General features: G+C 44.4%; 13 protein-coding genes. 5 read left to right on the top strand and 8 right to left on the bottom strand.

What is annotated here, in order from left to right:
- Positions 1 to 107: 107 nt before the first annotated feature.
- Positions 108 to 1,784 carry an amidohydrolase family protein gene (locus AB4405_RS19675; protein WP_372062498.1) on the bottom strand — a complete coding sequence of 559 codons (1,677 nt, stop codon included), beginning with the start codon at positions 1,782 to 1,784 and terminating at the stop codon, positions 108 to 110.
- A 72-nt stretch (positions 1,785 to 1,856) separates the two neighbouring features.
- Complete coding sequence (locus tag AB4405_RS19670) at positions 1,857 to 2,831, bottom strand: GTP-binding protein (RefSeq protein ID WP_372062497.1); 975 nt, start codon at positions 2,829 to 2,831, stop codon at positions 1,857 to 1,859.
- Positions 2,832 to 3,052: 221 nt separating this feature from the next.
- On the opposite strand from AB4405_RS19670, the gene AB4405_RS19665 reads away from it, so the two are divergent.
- Together AB4405_RS19665 and AB4405_RS19660 are read left to right on the top strand one after the other, a co-directional pair.
- Positions 3,053 to 4,717 (top strand): amidohydrolase family protein, encoded by a 1,665-nt coding sequence (locus AB4405_RS19665; protein WP_372062496.1) that lies wholly within the window; start codon positions 3,053 to 3,055, stop codon positions 4,715 to 4,717.
- 185 nt (positions 4,718 to 4,902) lie between these two features.
- On the top strand, positions 4,903 to 6,072 hold the full coding sequence (locus tag AB4405_RS19660) for a threonine/serine exporter family protein (RefSeq protein ID WP_372062495.1): 1,170 nt from the start codon (positions 4,903 to 4,905) through the stop codon (positions 6,070 to 6,072).
- A 150-nt stretch (positions 6,073 to 6,222) separates the two neighbouring features.
- Here AB4405_RS19660 and AB4405_RS19655 read toward each other — a convergent pair whose 3' ends face one another.
- Together AB4405_RS19655 and AB4405_RS19650 are read right to left on the bottom strand one after the other, a co-directional pair.
- A complete protein-coding gene (locus AB4405_RS19655) occupies positions 6,223 to 6,432 on the bottom strand; it encodes a hypothetical protein (protein WP_102469015.1) in 210 nt (69 codons plus the stop codon).
- Between the two features lie 227 nt (positions 6,433 to 6,659).
- Complete coding sequence (locus tag AB4405_RS19650; RefSeq protein ID WP_372062494.1) at positions 6,660 to 7,556, bottom strand: LysR substrate-binding domain-containing protein; 897 nt, start codon at positions 7,554 to 7,556, stop codon at positions 6,660 to 6,662.
- Positions 7,557 to 7,746: 190 nt separating this feature from the next.
- Here AB4405_RS19650 and hisC point away from each other — a divergent pair, with 190 nt between their 5' ends.
- Positions 7,747 to 8,832 (top strand): histidinol-phosphate transaminase, encoded by a 1,086-nt coding sequence (hisC, locus tag AB4405_RS19645; protein WP_372062493.1) that lies wholly within the window; start codon positions 7,747 to 7,749, stop codon positions 8,830 to 8,832.
- Positions 8,833 to 8,844: 12 nt separating this feature from the next.
- Entirely contained in the window at positions 8,845 to 9,618 is a 774-nt protein-coding gene (locus AB4405_RS19640) for an ABC transporter substrate-binding protein (RefSeq protein ID WP_372062492.1), read from the top strand.
- A 93-nt stretch (positions 9,619 to 9,711) separates the two neighbouring features.
- Here the strand turns inward: AB4405_RS19640 and AB4405_RS19635 are convergent, their stop codons facing one another.
- Positions 9,712 to 10,692 (bottom strand): Gfo/Idh/MocA family protein, encoded by a 981-nt coding sequence (locus AB4405_RS19635; RefSeq protein ID WP_372062491.1) that lies wholly within the window; start codon positions 10,690 to 10,692, stop codon positions 9,712 to 9,714.
- A gap of 235 nt (positions 10,693 to 10,927) precedes the next feature.
- On the opposite strand from AB4405_RS19635, the gene AB4405_RS19630 reads away from it, so the two are divergent.
- Positions 10,928 to 11,497 (top strand): NnrU family protein, encoded by a 570-nt coding sequence (locus AB4405_RS19630; protein ID WP_102469004.1) that lies wholly within the window; start codon positions 10,928 to 10,930, stop codon positions 11,495 to 11,497.
- A 109-nt stretch (positions 11,498 to 11,606) separates the two neighbouring features.
- Here AB4405_RS19630 and AB4405_RS19625 read toward each other — a convergent pair whose 3' ends face one another.
- The 3 genes from AB4405_RS19625 to AB4405_RS19615 form a co-directional block, all read right to left on the bottom strand.
- The gene (locus AB4405_RS19625) at positions 11,607 to 11,921 is read right to left on the bottom strand and encodes a DUF3861 domain-containing protein (protein ID WP_372062490.1); all 315 of its coding nucleotides are present in this window, start codon (positions 11,919 to 11,921) and stop codon (positions 11,607 to 11,609) included.
- Positions 11,922 to 11,984: 63 nt separating this feature from the next.
- Entirely contained in the window at positions 11,985 to 12,482 is a 498-nt protein-coding gene (locus tag AB4405_RS19620) for a DUF2798 domain-containing protein (protein ID WP_372062489.1), read from the bottom strand.
- Between the two features lie 291 nt (positions 12,483 to 12,773).
- Positions 12,774 to 13,865 (bottom strand): alkene reductase, encoded by a 1,092-nt coding sequence (locus AB4405_RS19615; RefSeq protein WP_372062521.1) that lies wholly within the window; start codon positions 13,863 to 13,865, stop codon positions 12,774 to 12,776.
- Between the last annotated feature and the right edge of the window lie 436 nt (positions 13,866 to 14,301).

Genomic DNA, 14,301 nt, shown 5'->3' with positions numbered 1-14,301 from the left:
AATCACGAATCACGAATCACTCAGTCTAAAAACAGTAGAGAGTGTCAACTCTCTACTTAAAAAGACACAAACAGGCCTATTAACTAAATGGTGTGCCTAGCCTGCTCTCAACTACGTGACGTTTTAGATTCATGGTTTGTCCGACGGATCGGTTGCCCCGCCATTGAGTTAAGATCCATTTCTTCATTTTCAATGATCAGTTGACCGTTCACGACAACATGCTTCATACCTGTCGACAATTTAGCCGGTTGAGTGAAGGTCGACTGGTCTTTAAATTCTTGGAAATCAAACACCACGATATCTGCATCTTTACCTACCTGAATCCGGCCTTTGTTACGCATTTGAGGGACAGCATCTTCAATAATTCTACACGCGTTCAGGCTCGTTCGTTCCATGGCATCAAGTAAGGTAATAGCCTTGTAGTCTTTAACGTATTGCTGAACAAAGCGTCCAAAACATCCGACTGACCGCGGGTGAGCAAATGCATCGTTTGGCAATGGCCAAATATCCCCCTCAATGAGTTGCCCTGTGCTGTCCATCCAAGGCATGGCGTCTGAAGCAATCGCGGCACCGGGAAATAAGACCGAGCGCTTCATTTTACGTAAGTCTTCTTTGTTGTCGTCTGGTTTTAAAAAGTGAATCACAACCACTGCGCCTGGATCATTTTTTTGTAGATCGTCGATTTTTGTCTGCGTTAACGGTTGTCCATTCAGTTCCATATAACTGGCATCGGGCACACCAAATCGACTCTTCCATGTATCCCCGCGAAACATTTCAGCCCCGACGGCACTTGATCCAGCGCCATAAGGGTATGCCTCTGTCGTAATAGCTAAGCCATTATCAATTGCAGATTGAACCAAATCCGCGCAATCATCAATATCTTGAACCGACGTGCTATTTAAATGACAGATATGCATATGCGCGCCCGTACTAGCAGATAGACTGATCAGTTCCTGATAGGCCTCAAAACTGGACTTTGGTTCAACACTATTTACATAACGGACATGGGTATAAGTAGGAACCTCGTATTGCTTCGCAAGCTTAGCCACTTCGTAATATTCTTTATGGCCATAACCAGGCGCATAACCCGCATTGACACCAATACCAAGACCACCTTCTTGCAGTCCTTGTTCAACATGTGCAAGGATCTGCTTGAGTTCATCATCTGTCGCTAGGGAGTTTTGCCAGTTCTTTTTAGCAAATGCTTTTTGAAACCAAGTGATCGTCGCGTCAGGTGCTGGCATGTCTTGTTCTTTCGCCATCACCCTTGCGTAAGTCCAGGCCGCCGATGCTCCGTAGTTAATCGGTCTGCCTTCTTGTGCCGTCATTTCGTAAAAACGACCAATGGGAAGAAGCCCAGACTCCATTTCTAATGCTGTCGTCACTCCGTCAAAGGCCTGAGCACGAGCAGCCGGGAGCTGTTGGCCATGTGCATGTAAATCAATAAACCCAGGAGCGACGACTAAACCTCCCGCATCAATCACTTTATTTCCATTGAGCTTGCTCTTGGAAATAGCCGCTATTCGGTGGCCCTTTACACCGATGCTACGTACGGCATCTAACCCAGTTTCAGGGTCTAATACTCGGCCATTTTCGATAACAAGATCAAATGGACCTTGTTCATTTGGTAGCAGTTGGGGCTGTTCTATCAATTGATTACCATCAGCGTATACAACAGATGCGAACGGAATCGCCGCCGCGCCGACAGCCAAGGTCTTCAATGTTCTTCGTTTGTTGTGATCGAGCTCGGTATCTAACATGGATTCATTTCTTAGTTTCGACATTGTCATTGGCCTTCTATTTGTCTTTGGTCGTAACGAACACTCATAAATAAGTTCGCATGCATTCCAGCGGTATCAAACCACCAACGACTCTAGCTTTCTTTGCATTTCATCCATATCTAGCCCCCCTTTAGGGCCGATAAACACCAACCGAGTTACCTTGCTTTCTTGCTCTAACCAAGGATCTCCTACGGTAACTGTTGCGCGTTGCCCCGTGCACTGGAAGATACAGCGATGGTCAGGTCGGTCGGCTAAATTCAATATGCCCTTCATCCTATAAGCATCAATCGAGAACCGTTGCAGTACCGGATACAGTGTTTGTAAAGACAAAGGAAGCTCAGTTTCGAAGCTGAATGTTTCAAAATTGTGCTTGATATGCTGACAGTCAGACCCACACTTTTCATGATGGTGGTCATCCTCCACTGTCATTAGAGATAGGTCTCTTCCCCTGTCAGGAACCTCAAATAAAATCGGCAAATCAACCTGACCAAATTCGATGTCAATCAACTTGGCAAACGGCGCTTGGGAGCGACACCAATCTTTAACTTTTTCTAGCTTTGAGTCATCCACGAGATCCACTTTGTTCACTAAAACAATATCAGCCACTTGAATTTGCTGTTCGGCAAGCGAAGCCATCGATCCTTCTAGTGCCAATACATTTTCAGCATCGATTGTAGTGATGATGGCATTAAGTGGTGAATGTTGCTGGAGTTCAGGATCCTCGAATTGATGAGCGACCTCTTTCGGCTCAGCAATCCCTGACGTTTCAACAATAATATGATCCGGTCGTTGCTCTAACGCGAGCAACCTCATGACAGAAACCACTAACCCCTCAGCAAGATTGCAACAGATACAGCCGTTCTCCAGTGCAATCATGTTGTCATCTTCTGATTTAACAAGCTCTGCATCAACATTAATCGAACCGAAATCGTTAACGATAACCGCGAGGCGCATACCATTAGCATTGGTCAATATATGATTCAGTAGCGTGGTTTTACCCGCTCCTAAAAAGCCAGCGAGGAGGGTCACTGGAATGGGTTTCTTCGTCATGCGTCGTCTCATATGTTATGTGTTCATGAGGCTTACTATAAGAGTTACAAACACCTTATCCTAGGTCATATTACGCCATTCGACTTTCAGAATTTCATGGCTATATCATCCCTATCATCACGTCGGCGGGTGGGGCTTAGTGGCGTAAAATGACCTTGATGAATTTCACGATTTTGTCTAATTTCGGACACCAACATTCGATTATGTAATAGGCAAAAGTGATGAAAGAAAACGCTGATCTTGAACAAACACAACCGGCTCTCACTAACGAGTCCAGACGCCACATGCTCAAGCAATTAGCAGTAGGTGCCGCAACGTTACCATTTACGTCTGTGCTACATGCTGAGGCTGCCGATTTTTCTAATCAACCAATTACTATACTGCCCAATGAAAATGGTCCTTTTGACCTGGTCATCGAAAATGGTCGCGTGCTTGATCCAGAAACACACTTAGATGCGATTCGTCATATTGGCATCAAGGGCAACCGCATCGCTGCGATCTCTACAGAGCCCTTACAAGGAAAGAACATTATTGATGCACAGGGGTTAGTCGTTGCCCCTGGTTTTATTGATATGCACGCCCACGGACAACAACTGCCCGCGGCACGTGCTCAGGCTTATGATGGGGTAACAACTGCACTAGAAATGGAATCGGGCTTACTGCCAATCGGCAAGTTTTATGACAATGTCGCCCAAGAAGGTCGTCCTATTAACTATGGGGCTTCTGTTGCGTGGACTTACGCTCGTGTCACAGCTAAAGAGCAGGATATGCCTCCTTTTGACGGCACTATCGCGTGGTTCCAAAAAGCGTTTTCGAAAAGTAATTGGCAAAATTCGCTTGCCACATCGCAGGAGCTCGATCAGATCCTAACGCTTGTTGAACAAGGGCTGAAAGAAGGAGGGCTGGGGATTGGAGTCAACGCAGGTTATGCACCAGGCTATGGCCACAAAGAATATTATGAGTTAGCAAAACTAGCCAAACGTTATGATGTCCCAACGTTTACGCATGTTCGCTATTTGAACAACTCAGAACCAAAATCAAGCTTTGAAGCTTATCAAGAGCTCATCAGCTTAGCGGCAACAACCGGCGCGCATATGCACATCTGTCATCTAAATAGTACCTCTGTTGGCGACATTGAAGATTGTGCCGACCTCATTCAATCATCGATTGATCGTGGTATACACGTCACCACAGAGGCTTACCCATACGGGGCCGGCTCTTCGGTGGTCGGCGCTGAAGTGTTTCGAGGTGATGACTGGTTAGAACGCTGGGGAGTCCCAAGTGCAAGCTACATGGAAATGAATGGTAAAACGCTGACACAAGACAAAATCAGTGATCTTCAAAACAGCGCTCCAGGATCTATTGTCGTCATGCACTTCCTGAAACCTGATGAGAACCCAGACGACCGTAAAAAAATGGACCGTTCTGTATTATTTCCTGGTGCAGCAATCGCTTCCGACGCCATGCCTTGGGCTGACGATCAAGGCAAAGTTATTGAGGGTCACGTATGGCCTCTTCCAGACAATGCTTTTGCCCATCCAAGATCAACGGGTTGCTTCGCTCGCTTCGTCAGTAAATATGTTAATGATTATCAAGCTATTTCACTTATCGAAGCCATGGAAAAAACGAGCTTAAATGCTTGTAGAATTCTAGAAAATTCCATTCCTCAAATGAAAAATAAAGGCCGCGTACAAGTAGGGAAAGATGCTGATTTAGTCATTTTTGATTCTACAGCGTTGCGTGATACGGCGACCTACACCAAGCCAACATCCCTTTCCACCGGTATGGAGTATGTCCTTGTAAACGGCAAACCTATTATCGAAAAAGGTGAAATGCGGTTAGATGTGATGGCGGGTCGACCAATTAGACGAGAGGCCTCTCTGTAGCTAATCGATAAAAACGATTAAGCACCAATGTTAGCGACGGTTATGAGAAGACCAATCAACACTCATAACGTGTCGCGCATTACAAAGCTCAATACTGGCTCTAACACGATATTAACTCGAGATATTCCATTCATTGGTAATGAGATAAAACTTAACGTTCCGTTTTCAAAACAAGTGATTCCATAATGGCAACAACCAATACTCACGACGTCATTCAACCAATCCTAGAATTCGCTGATCACCTGCATCAATCGGGGTGCGCCCCCTATTCAGTGTCAAAGTACACCGAGCAATACGCATCAAAGCATGGGGTTGAGGCTACAATTGATGTCACTCCAAGTAAGATTATGGCTATCATTGAGAAACCGAATCAGAGCGTCGTTATACAGAACAAGACCCCGCCCTCTGTTAACCTAAGACAATTGGTAAGTACACTACGTTCGCTGAAGAACCACTCGCCAATAACGGTGGTGGGTCGTTACTCTTTTTACACTCTTGGCATTGCCAACATCTTACTTCCACCCTGTTATTTAATGCTCGTTGGGAGTACCTATTGTGCGGTGTTATTGTCGGTATTTTTAGGGCTAATAGCTTGGGTGATACAATGCCAATTGACTCATAAAAGCGCTATATTGACCGAGTTCATTGTCGCCCTCATCGCAAGTATTGTTGTCGGTATTGCGTCTGGCTACGCGCCTGATTTACCCGTTTTGGCGCTTTGTATATCATCTGTGGTGCTATTTATCCCTGGTCTCACTATTACCAATGCGCTCGCAAGCTTTTCTGTTAACGATTACCGTTCGGGCATTGAACTTCTTGCACAAAGTGGCTTTGTCATCATGAAGCTTTTTATTGGTATTGTTTTGGGACTTACGATCTCTAGATTGTTTATTTCAACGCCTGATGTCACCAATTATATCAACGAGATCCCTCCAATTACGCAGTTCGTTGCTCTGGTTGGTATTTCTACTGGTATTGGCGTGATTTTTAACGCTGATGCAAAGGATATTGCGATAAGCTTACCTGCAGCAATCATTGGAATGTGGGGACCTCATTGGATTACCCCTGACTGGATCGTTGGAACTTGGATAAGCTCGATGCTCATTACTCTTTACGGGCTACTCGTCGGGAAAATGAGAGGGACTCCGCCCATTGTCTATATTGTTCAAGGCATCATAATTCTAGTGCCTGGCAGCCGAATTATGGTCGGCGCCAGTGAGTCGTTCTTTGAAACATCGGTGCTAGCGACACCCAATATCGGGCTTTCCGCGCTATTGATGTTTTGTTCTATTATGGCGGGTCAGTTGGTTATTTACTCTTTTATGAGTAAATCCTTTTTCCTCAACGTTGATTAGCTACCCTTGATATCGCGCTGGTTATAAATAAGCTAATTACACCCTTTTCAGCAAGCGTGCATATGTAACGCATTGGCACTAATATTAAACGCAATCACCTTATTCCTGTGATCGGGGGGTGATTGCAAATCATGCTAAAGGGTGAATTCTTTAGGTGTACTCAATATGGTGTTCAATGTAGTCTTCATCACTGAACCACGTAACCGTCCCAACATACTGACTCTCAGAAAGCCGAGTATCGATCAATGCGGCATACCGAGCCGTCATCTTAATCCACCCATCTTGATTTTCTAACCCATCGAGCAGTTCATCGGCAAATTGTTGTGCTTGCGCGTCTAATTGCAAACTCATGTAGTGCATTTTTTAATACCTATTTAATGGCATACGTCATCGCAGCTCCAATAAGGCGATGTCGAATGTTGCCAGGCTTGTCGAAGTGACGACAACTAAACGCGCATTATGAGGGGAAAATGTCGAAATGGTTAGTCATTTCATCACTGAATCAGGTTGTTTATTCATTTCTGGTTCGTTGTTGTCTGTAGCGCTGTTATTCATGCCTATGTTCGCCGACAAACGATTCTCTTTGCCTAGCTATTCGCTTCGCCTAGCCATGCCACCAGCAATGACAAACCACTCGATTGGCGATTTTTAGGCTGAATAAGATGATAACCACTGCCAGAAAATACGGTTTCTTCGCTCACTCTTACCACTCGAGCAAGCTCGAGATCCTGAGCGGCGAGTGTAACGTCCCCAATCGCGATACCAAACCCCTGCAGCGCGGCGTTCATCGCTTGATCAAGTGTGGCAAAATGTTGATTTGACGAATTACTAAGCTGCCTTTTTTGTATATGGCTAAGCCACAACTTCCAATCACTTTGCTCAGTGTTGGCATGAAGCCAGGTATAATGGTGCAGCTTATCTGGCATAATCACATTGCTACTGTTCTCTATTTTGTCTTCTTGCCTAATTTTATCCGCTCGACAAATCGGTGCCAGCTGTTCTTCAAACAATAACTGACTCATTAACGTCGTTTGTTTGGGGGATTTTCCGTAGGCGATCACAGCGTCAAATGAGTCAAAGTCTTGCTCAAAGACATGTTTAATCGTCGAGGTAAGCTCAACGTCTATATCAGGGTACGCTTGTTGAAAAGTCATGAGCCGTGGTAACAACCACGACGTAATACAACTTGGTGCATTCAACCGAACCTTAGATGGCGAGTCAGATACCTGCGCCAACGCAGATTGCAAATGATGAATAGCGTCTTCTATCAACGGCACGAGTCGCTGACCTTTTGGCGTCAGGCTCAGACCTCTTGCGTGCCGAAAAAACAGTTCACTACCAATATGCGTCTCCAGCGACTGAATCTGCCGACTGATCGCCCCTTGCGTCAAATTCAACTCGTTGGCGGCATGCGTGAAGTTAAGGTGTGCTGCCGTCGCTAGAAAAGACTGCAATGTTTTGGTTGATGGTAGTGGTTTCTTCATACTCGCCTGACACCTTAGATATGAATTATTATCATGGCTAGTATGTATTTATTTCGATTCTTATTTCAACTACATTTTGGTTAACTAATAGACATCAAGGGATATTTACGAATAATCATTCTAAATAATGACCAAAAAATAAATTATTACCCATTATAAATGATTGAGTATTTACAAAAAGGAAAGGACATTGACCGATCTCGTAGCAAGCCTAGTACCTGAGGCGGTAAAAAAACTGATACCATACCAGTCAGCAAGACGCATTGGTGGCAATGGTCGAATCTGGTTAAATGCCAATGAATTGGAGCACTCTCTGCATCCTGAACAGCCTAATGAAAGCTACAACCGCTACCCTGATTTTTTGCCTCAAGATATCGCCAGCGCTTATCAAGGCTACGCTAATACTCAAGCTGCGACACTGGCCGTACGCGGCGCAGATGAAGCCATTGATTTATTGATTCGTACATTTTGCCAACCGGGACATGATCAGATTTTAATCTGCTCACCGACCTATGCCATGTATGAATTTTGTGCTGATGCGCTCGCCATCAAAACACTTGATGTACCATTACTTCCTGATTTTAATCTCGATGTTGACAAGATTATCCGCCAGTCACAACACACCAATATTGTGTTTTTGTGTTCTCCCAACAACCCAACCGGTAACCTTATCCCAAAAGAGGACATCGTTGCGGTACTGGAGGGGACTCAACAATCGTCATTAGTCGTTGTCGACGAGGCTTATATAGAATTTGAGCTTCAATCTTCTATTGTTGACTTAATCGAATCGTACCCACACCTTGTGGTTATTCGAACCTTATCAAAGGCCTTTGGTTTGGCAGCCGTGCGCTGTGGGTTTATCTTAGCCAGTGACGCAGTCATGGCATACGTCGCCAAATTGATTCCCCCTTACCCAATGCCAGACTGTTCAGCCAGCATCGTGCTCGATGCGCTATCACCTAAGGGGCTCAAGACCGTATCGGACGCAACGCAATCACTCATTGAAACTCGTGAATGGTTTCGCCATGCCTTATTGTCATTTGACTTCATCGAACAAATTTTTCCATCCGCGACCAACTTTGTGTTGCTGAAGGTAGAAGAAAACATCGACTTATTTGCCGTTCTTTTAGAAAACGGCATCGTGACAAGAAACCAAAGCCACGAACCCGCTTTATCACAGTGTGTACGAATTACGATCGGCAGCAAAGAAAGCATGATCGAAGTTATTGAAACACTCACTCATTATTCTAAAAGCCGCACAGTACAGGCTCAATAAAAGGACGTTTCCATGAAAAAAATCGCACTAAGTTTTGCCTGCATTACCGCTCTCTTATGCTCGGCGGTACAAGCTAAGGAAATCAGACTCGCGTCAGATTTTACTTACCCGCCATTCAACTATAAGAACAATGAAGGGACACCTGTTGGTTTTGATATCGAAATTGCAGACGCGCTATGCGAGGAAGCAAAACTCGACTGTACATGGGTTTCTCAAAGCTGGGACGCGCTCATTCCTAGTCTATTAGCTCGAAAATCAGACGTCATCATGGCCTCAATGAGAATCACTGAAGAGCGAAAGAGCAAGGTACTTTTTACCAACAAGTACTACCAAACACCCGCCCGCTTTGTGGCAGCAAAGAGCGCTGATTTCACCACAGATAAAGCTGGTTTAACCGGTAAGACGATTGGGGTTCAGCAAGGGACAATTCATGATCGCTACGTCACCGACCACTTTGCCGACGTCGCTGATATTAAACGATATTCAGGACAAGATGAGGTGTACCTAGACCTTCAAAATGGGCGTCTTGACACCACATTTGGCAACTCCGATCAACTCGCTTTGGCATTGCTAGAAAAACCGGAAGGTGCATCATTTGAATTCAAAGGCAAAGCCGTCACCGACAAGGCCTACATTGGAGAAGGCACGGCGCTAGCACTCCGATTACAAGACAAAGCGCTTGCTGAGAAATTTAACCAAGCGATTGATACCATTCGTGCCAACGGTACCTACGATAAAATCGCAGCCAAGTACTTCACATTTGATATATATGGTGCTGAGTTATAACGTACGCCACCTATCAACAGGAAAATGGAGAGCATGATGCTCTCTATTTTTTATCCAACTATGTCACTGGACTGGCTTAACAAACAAAACCTCTTAAATACCATCGGCAGGAAATTGTACCCCCGTTTGTCGTCTCACTTCGGTTAGCACCTCTGCGGTGATGATCGACCTTTCTATTGCCGACTTATCCGCGCTTCCGTCTTTAACTTGTTGATGGAAGTGAAGCGCTTCATAGACCATTGTATTCTCATGCTGATCTAACGTTAGGTCTTGGCTGGACCCATCGTTTAATGCCAAAGTGACGGTTTTTCCTTCGGGGAAGTTTTCCAATATCAGGCTTCCCGCCTCTCCTTGAATCTCGCTGGGCAGCTTGGAGTTTGAGGTTTTCGAATGCTGTACAGTCGCGATAAAATCGCCATAATCTAAGCTCACGTGACCGGCACCATCGACGCCCGAGTCAAGCAGTACTGCACGCGCCGACACATGGCGAGGTCGTCCAAACAGGCTCACCATCGCGGCAATGCAATAATACCCAATGTCCATGATTGAACCATTTGAGAATGCAGGATTAAACGTATTCGGTTGTTCCCCATCTAAATAGCGTTGATACCGAGAGGAATATTGGCAATAGTTGAAAAAGGCATGCGTCATTGGCCCTACCCGCCCCAAAGCATTGCGAACCACCGCGAAGTTGGGAAGATATTCAGTCTTAAAGGCTTCAAACAAAACCACATTATTCTCTTCGGCGAGACGATATAGCTCTCGTACTTCTTGCACGTTTGACGCCAGTGGTTTCTCACATATAACGTGCTTACCACTTTCCAACATCATTTTTGATTGCTCAAAATGCAGAGAGTTAGGACTGGCAATATATACCGCATCAATACGCTCGTCTCGAGCTAAATGATTTAAATTATCGTAAGCATGAGGAGCAAGATACTTATCGGCCAGCAACTGTGCCTTTTCTATATCTCGAGAATACACCCCAACCAATTGGTACACGCCCGATGCTAACGCGGCCTCGACAAAACACTCCGTGATCCAGTTTGACCCTATTGTGGCTAAATTCAACACGCTATCGACTCCTAATCTCGTAAACGATTGATGTTTTTTAATGCCTACTGTACCGCGAGTGCGCGGTTTTAACTGAGGGTGACGTCAACTTCGCCATAACTTTTCGTACGATCAACTAATGATAATTAGCCTATTAACCAAAATCATTACGCTATGGTTGTAATCTCAATTAAGAACGGTAAGGATCATAATACTCAGTAGGTAAACCTCGTTTTTCAACAAAAGGATATTGGTCATGGCCTTATTAATCATTGGATTAATCCTGTTCCTTGGGATCCACTCTATTTCAATCTTTGCACAAGACTCGCGCGATCGGCTTGCTGCCAAAAACACGTTAATGTGGAAAGGCTTCTATTCGATCGTATCCATTGTCGGTATTATCTTAATCGCGAAAGGATATGCGGCCCTTCGTTTTGACCCTGTGATTTTATACTCTTCCCCTTATTGGCTGCGTCATATTACCTACTTGGGAATGCTATTTGCTATGGTGCTATTTGTTGCCCCTTACTTCCCTGGAAGAATTGGTCGCATTACCAAGCATCCTCAGCTTCTTGCCGTAAAAATTTGGGCTATCTGTCACCTGCTTGTGAACGGAACGCTTGCCGATGTCATTCTCTTCAGTTCTTTTTTGATCTGGGCAGTGCTTGATATCATCTCAATGAAGAAAAGAGAAAAGAGGGCGATTCCAAGCTTACCGGAGTCTGGATTTAACGATGTCATTGCGGTCATTATTGGCATCGCGCTTACTGTCAGCTTTGTGATGTTTTTACATGGGAAATTGATTGGTATGCCGTTGATCGGCTAGCGGGTTTTATCTAAAAATATCGCTTTTATTACTGTTAAAATGAGAGCCAAAGTGACATTTTGGCTCTCATTAGGCAATGACGACTCGCAAAGAATCCCGCTTAAAACGGTTACTTATCTTTTACTGCAGCCTTCACTGTACTCTTCAGGTTTTGCATAAACGTCTTAAAGTGCGGCATAAAGTCAGCGAACAAAGGATGCTTGCGATTCATCATCATTACCGGCCCTAATAGGCGTAATGCGACACCCATTTTGGTGGCGGTGGCGTCATCAAGTCCACTACCCTGCTTTAGTTTATCAACCACATTAAATACGTCTTCTCTATCTTCAAATTCAAACTGCAGTGTTTTTCCAACCTCTTGATCGGCAGTCACTTCTTCAATAGTTACGCGGTAGCATGTCTCTTTTTTTGTTTTAATCATCATATTCATTACCTTCTGTTTCTTACATTATTTATACATACTCGTTATTTGGAGGCTAGCCACGCGCTAGCTCTTCAAAAATCGTTCAAGTTTCGGCTTCACCGTGATTGATATCACCGTCATTAGCACCAGTGCGACAGGCAATGCTGCCACTAATCCATTAAACCAAGCCGATAAAAACGCCGAGGGATCTGAAAAACCAATATTGTTAAGTGCGGTGGTAAATGCCATTAAGGATTCCATGACAACCGCCATGCTCATGCCAATAGCAAGATTCCTCTTTTTCTCATTAGAATCCGGCATTAGGCGCTCGAATAGCTTAGTCATGACCCCCATAAGGAACATTCCGGCCGGCATTACCGTTACTGCAACGGTAAGAAATGAGCGAAGCCAATCGGAAACGAAAGCATCCGAGTAACCGACGTTGACGTAGGTCATGACTCCTGTCAGTGACCCTCCCATCAACATCATCATCCCTATTACCACAACAACCTTATAACCGAGCGGCGTTTTCGCTGGGCTCAACATTGAAATATCTGAGTGAACAACTGTATTCGTATTCATTATTTCCCTCCAAGGGATGAACAATAAGGTTGATAAAGGCAACTATATTGCCAATCGTTGATATTGTCAACCATATTATTATCAATAGCACATCACTTTAATCAAAGAGGGATTGAGTACGGTTGCGAGTAAACGAAGAGAAACTGAGCACAAAGGCAGATACAAGACAGGAGGAAGTCACCGCCCACGCGATTCGTTCAAATAGAAATTGGAGGGTTTGCGAAGGCAATTTGGCCAGTCAAGAGCAGCGAATCACTCAAAACTGGCCTAGGAAATCAATGTTCGATGAAGCTACCGCGCGATGGGATAATCGGTATAACCGATATCGTTACCACCAAACAACGTCGCGCCATCTAATTGAGCGAGCTCATTTTTATTTTTCAGGCGCAACACTAAATCTGGGTTAGCGACGAATGGGCGACCAAACGCCACCAAATCGGCATACCCTTTATTTAATACGTCTTCCGCACTTGAGGTGGTGTAACCCCCAGCAACAATAATCGCATTGCTAAACCGTTCACGTAGTTCAACTCGAAATTGCTCAGGGATAACGGGTGCATCATCCCAATCGGCTTCCGACAAATGCAGATAGGCAATATCTCGGTTTTGCAGCTGTGTTGAAGCCTCAAGAATTGTCGGGACAATATCAGGGCAATCCATATCTTTGAATGTAATGAATGGCGCAAGACGAACACCAACCTTGTCGGCACCAATGGCATCAATAACAGCATCAACAACTTCAATAAGAAACCTTACGCGATTCATACGAGAACCACCGTAGTTGTCAGTTCGCTTGTTAGAATTGGTTCGCAAAAATTGGTCGATTAAATAACCATTGCCACCGTGTATTTCCACTCCATCAAAACCCGCTTCAACCGCTCTTTTTGCCGCATTAGCAAAATCACCAATCACGCGATCAATATCAGCCTGCGTCATCTCTCGCGGTGACACACAATCCACCATATCGCCGTTTCCGTGCTCGTCAGAAATCCAAACTTGGGTATCCACAGGCGCAAGCGCTGAAGGCGCAATAGGCAACTGGCCTTTTTGGAAAACCGGATGAGACACTCGGCCCACATGCCAGAGCTGACAAAACATAGCCGCCCCCGCGTCATGGACCGATTTCGTCACCATTTGCCAACCTTTAACCTGTTGATCCGTATAAACACCAGGCGTAAATGAATAGCCCTGCGAATCATCTGAAATCTGAGTTGCTTCAGAGATAATAAGACCAGCCGAGGCTCGTTGTGTGTAATAAGTGGCCATCATTTCGTTTGGAATATTACCGGGTTGACTGGATCGAGCGCGAGTCATTGGTGCCATAACAACACGGTTGTTTAGGTCTAACGTTTTTAATTCTGTTTTTTCAAATAATTTACTCATCATAATCCTCGAACGGCACATAGTTCATCGATGTTTTAAGCCACGTTTAAATCACACTGACGGCTAGAGGGTTCAGTATATTGGTTTTGTTTCAATTGATAATGACTTAAAAACAAAATTGATTATTCAGTAATTCTGAATAATCAAAGCACCACTGATGTTAAGATTATCAAGCCGATAGAATCGCTAACCATTCTGGAAGAACCGCTATTTCCATCAACCCCTCAATTTTTATGAAAACAAATTTAATAAGACATAATAAGGTGTGATGAGTTAACAAACATTCAACATTTGTATTATTTGAATGCAAATATGCGACACAAGCAACCTCGCCACCAGAATGATATATGCTACGCTAATTTTAGTATTTATCTGAACCCTATGATACGTACGATAGAAAAATTCATATTTGCTAGTAAGTTACATTCAAGTTTTA

It is taken from the genome of Vibrio sp. 10N.261.51.F12 (assembly GCF_041471725.1).
Taxonomy (GTDB): Bacteria; Pseudomonadota; Gammaproteobacteria; order Enterobacterales; family Vibrionaceae; genus Vibrio.
This window is presented reverse-complemented; position numbering and strand designations above follow the sequence as displayed.

Excerpts from the sequence above, each read along its gene's own strand:
- AB4405_RS19650 (WP_372062494.1), bottom strand. The coding sequence starts at position 7,556 with ATGAAGAAACCACTACCATCAACCAAAACATTGCAGTCTTTTCTAGCG.
- AB4405_RS19665 (WP_372062496.1), top strand. The coding sequence starts at position 3,053 with ATGAAAGAAAACGCTGATCTTGAACAAACACAACCGGCTCTCACTAAC.
- AB4405_RS19670 (WP_372062497.1), bottom strand. The coding sequence starts at position 2,831 with ATGACGAAGAAACCCATTCCAGTGACCCTCCTCGCTGGCTTTTTAGGA.
- AB4405_RS19655 (WP_102469015.1), bottom strand. The coding sequence starts at position 6,432 with ATGCACTACATGAGTTTGCAATTAGACGCGCAAGCACAACAATTTGCC.
- AB4405_RS19640 (WP_372062492.1), top strand. The coding sequence starts at position 8,845 with ATGAAAAAAATCGCACTAAGTTTTGCCTGCATTACCGCTCTCTTATGC.
- AB4405_RS19630 (WP_102469004.1), top strand. The coding sequence starts at position 10,928 with ATGGCCTTATTAATCATTGGATTAATCCTGTTCCTTGGGATCCACTCT.
- AB4405_RS19625 (WP_372062490.1), bottom strand. The coding sequence starts at position 11,921 with ATGATGATTAAAACAAAAAAAGAGACATGCTACCGCGTAACTATTGAA.
- AB4405_RS19620 (WP_372062489.1), bottom strand. The coding sequence starts at position 12,482 with ATGAATACGAATACAGTTGTTCACTCAGATATTTCAATGTTGAGCCCA.
- AB4405_RS19615 (WP_372062521.1), bottom strand. The coding sequence starts at position 13,865 with ATGAGTAAATTATTTGAAAAAACAGAATTAAAAACGTTAGACCTAAAC.
- AB4405_RS19660 (WP_372062495.1), top strand. The coding sequence starts at position 4,903 with ATGGCAACAACCAATACTCACGACGTCATTCAACCAATCCTAGAATTC.
- AB4405_RS19675 (WP_372062498.1), bottom strand. The coding sequence starts at position 1,784 with ATGTCGAAACTAAGAAATGAATCCATGTTAGATACCGAGCTCGATCAC.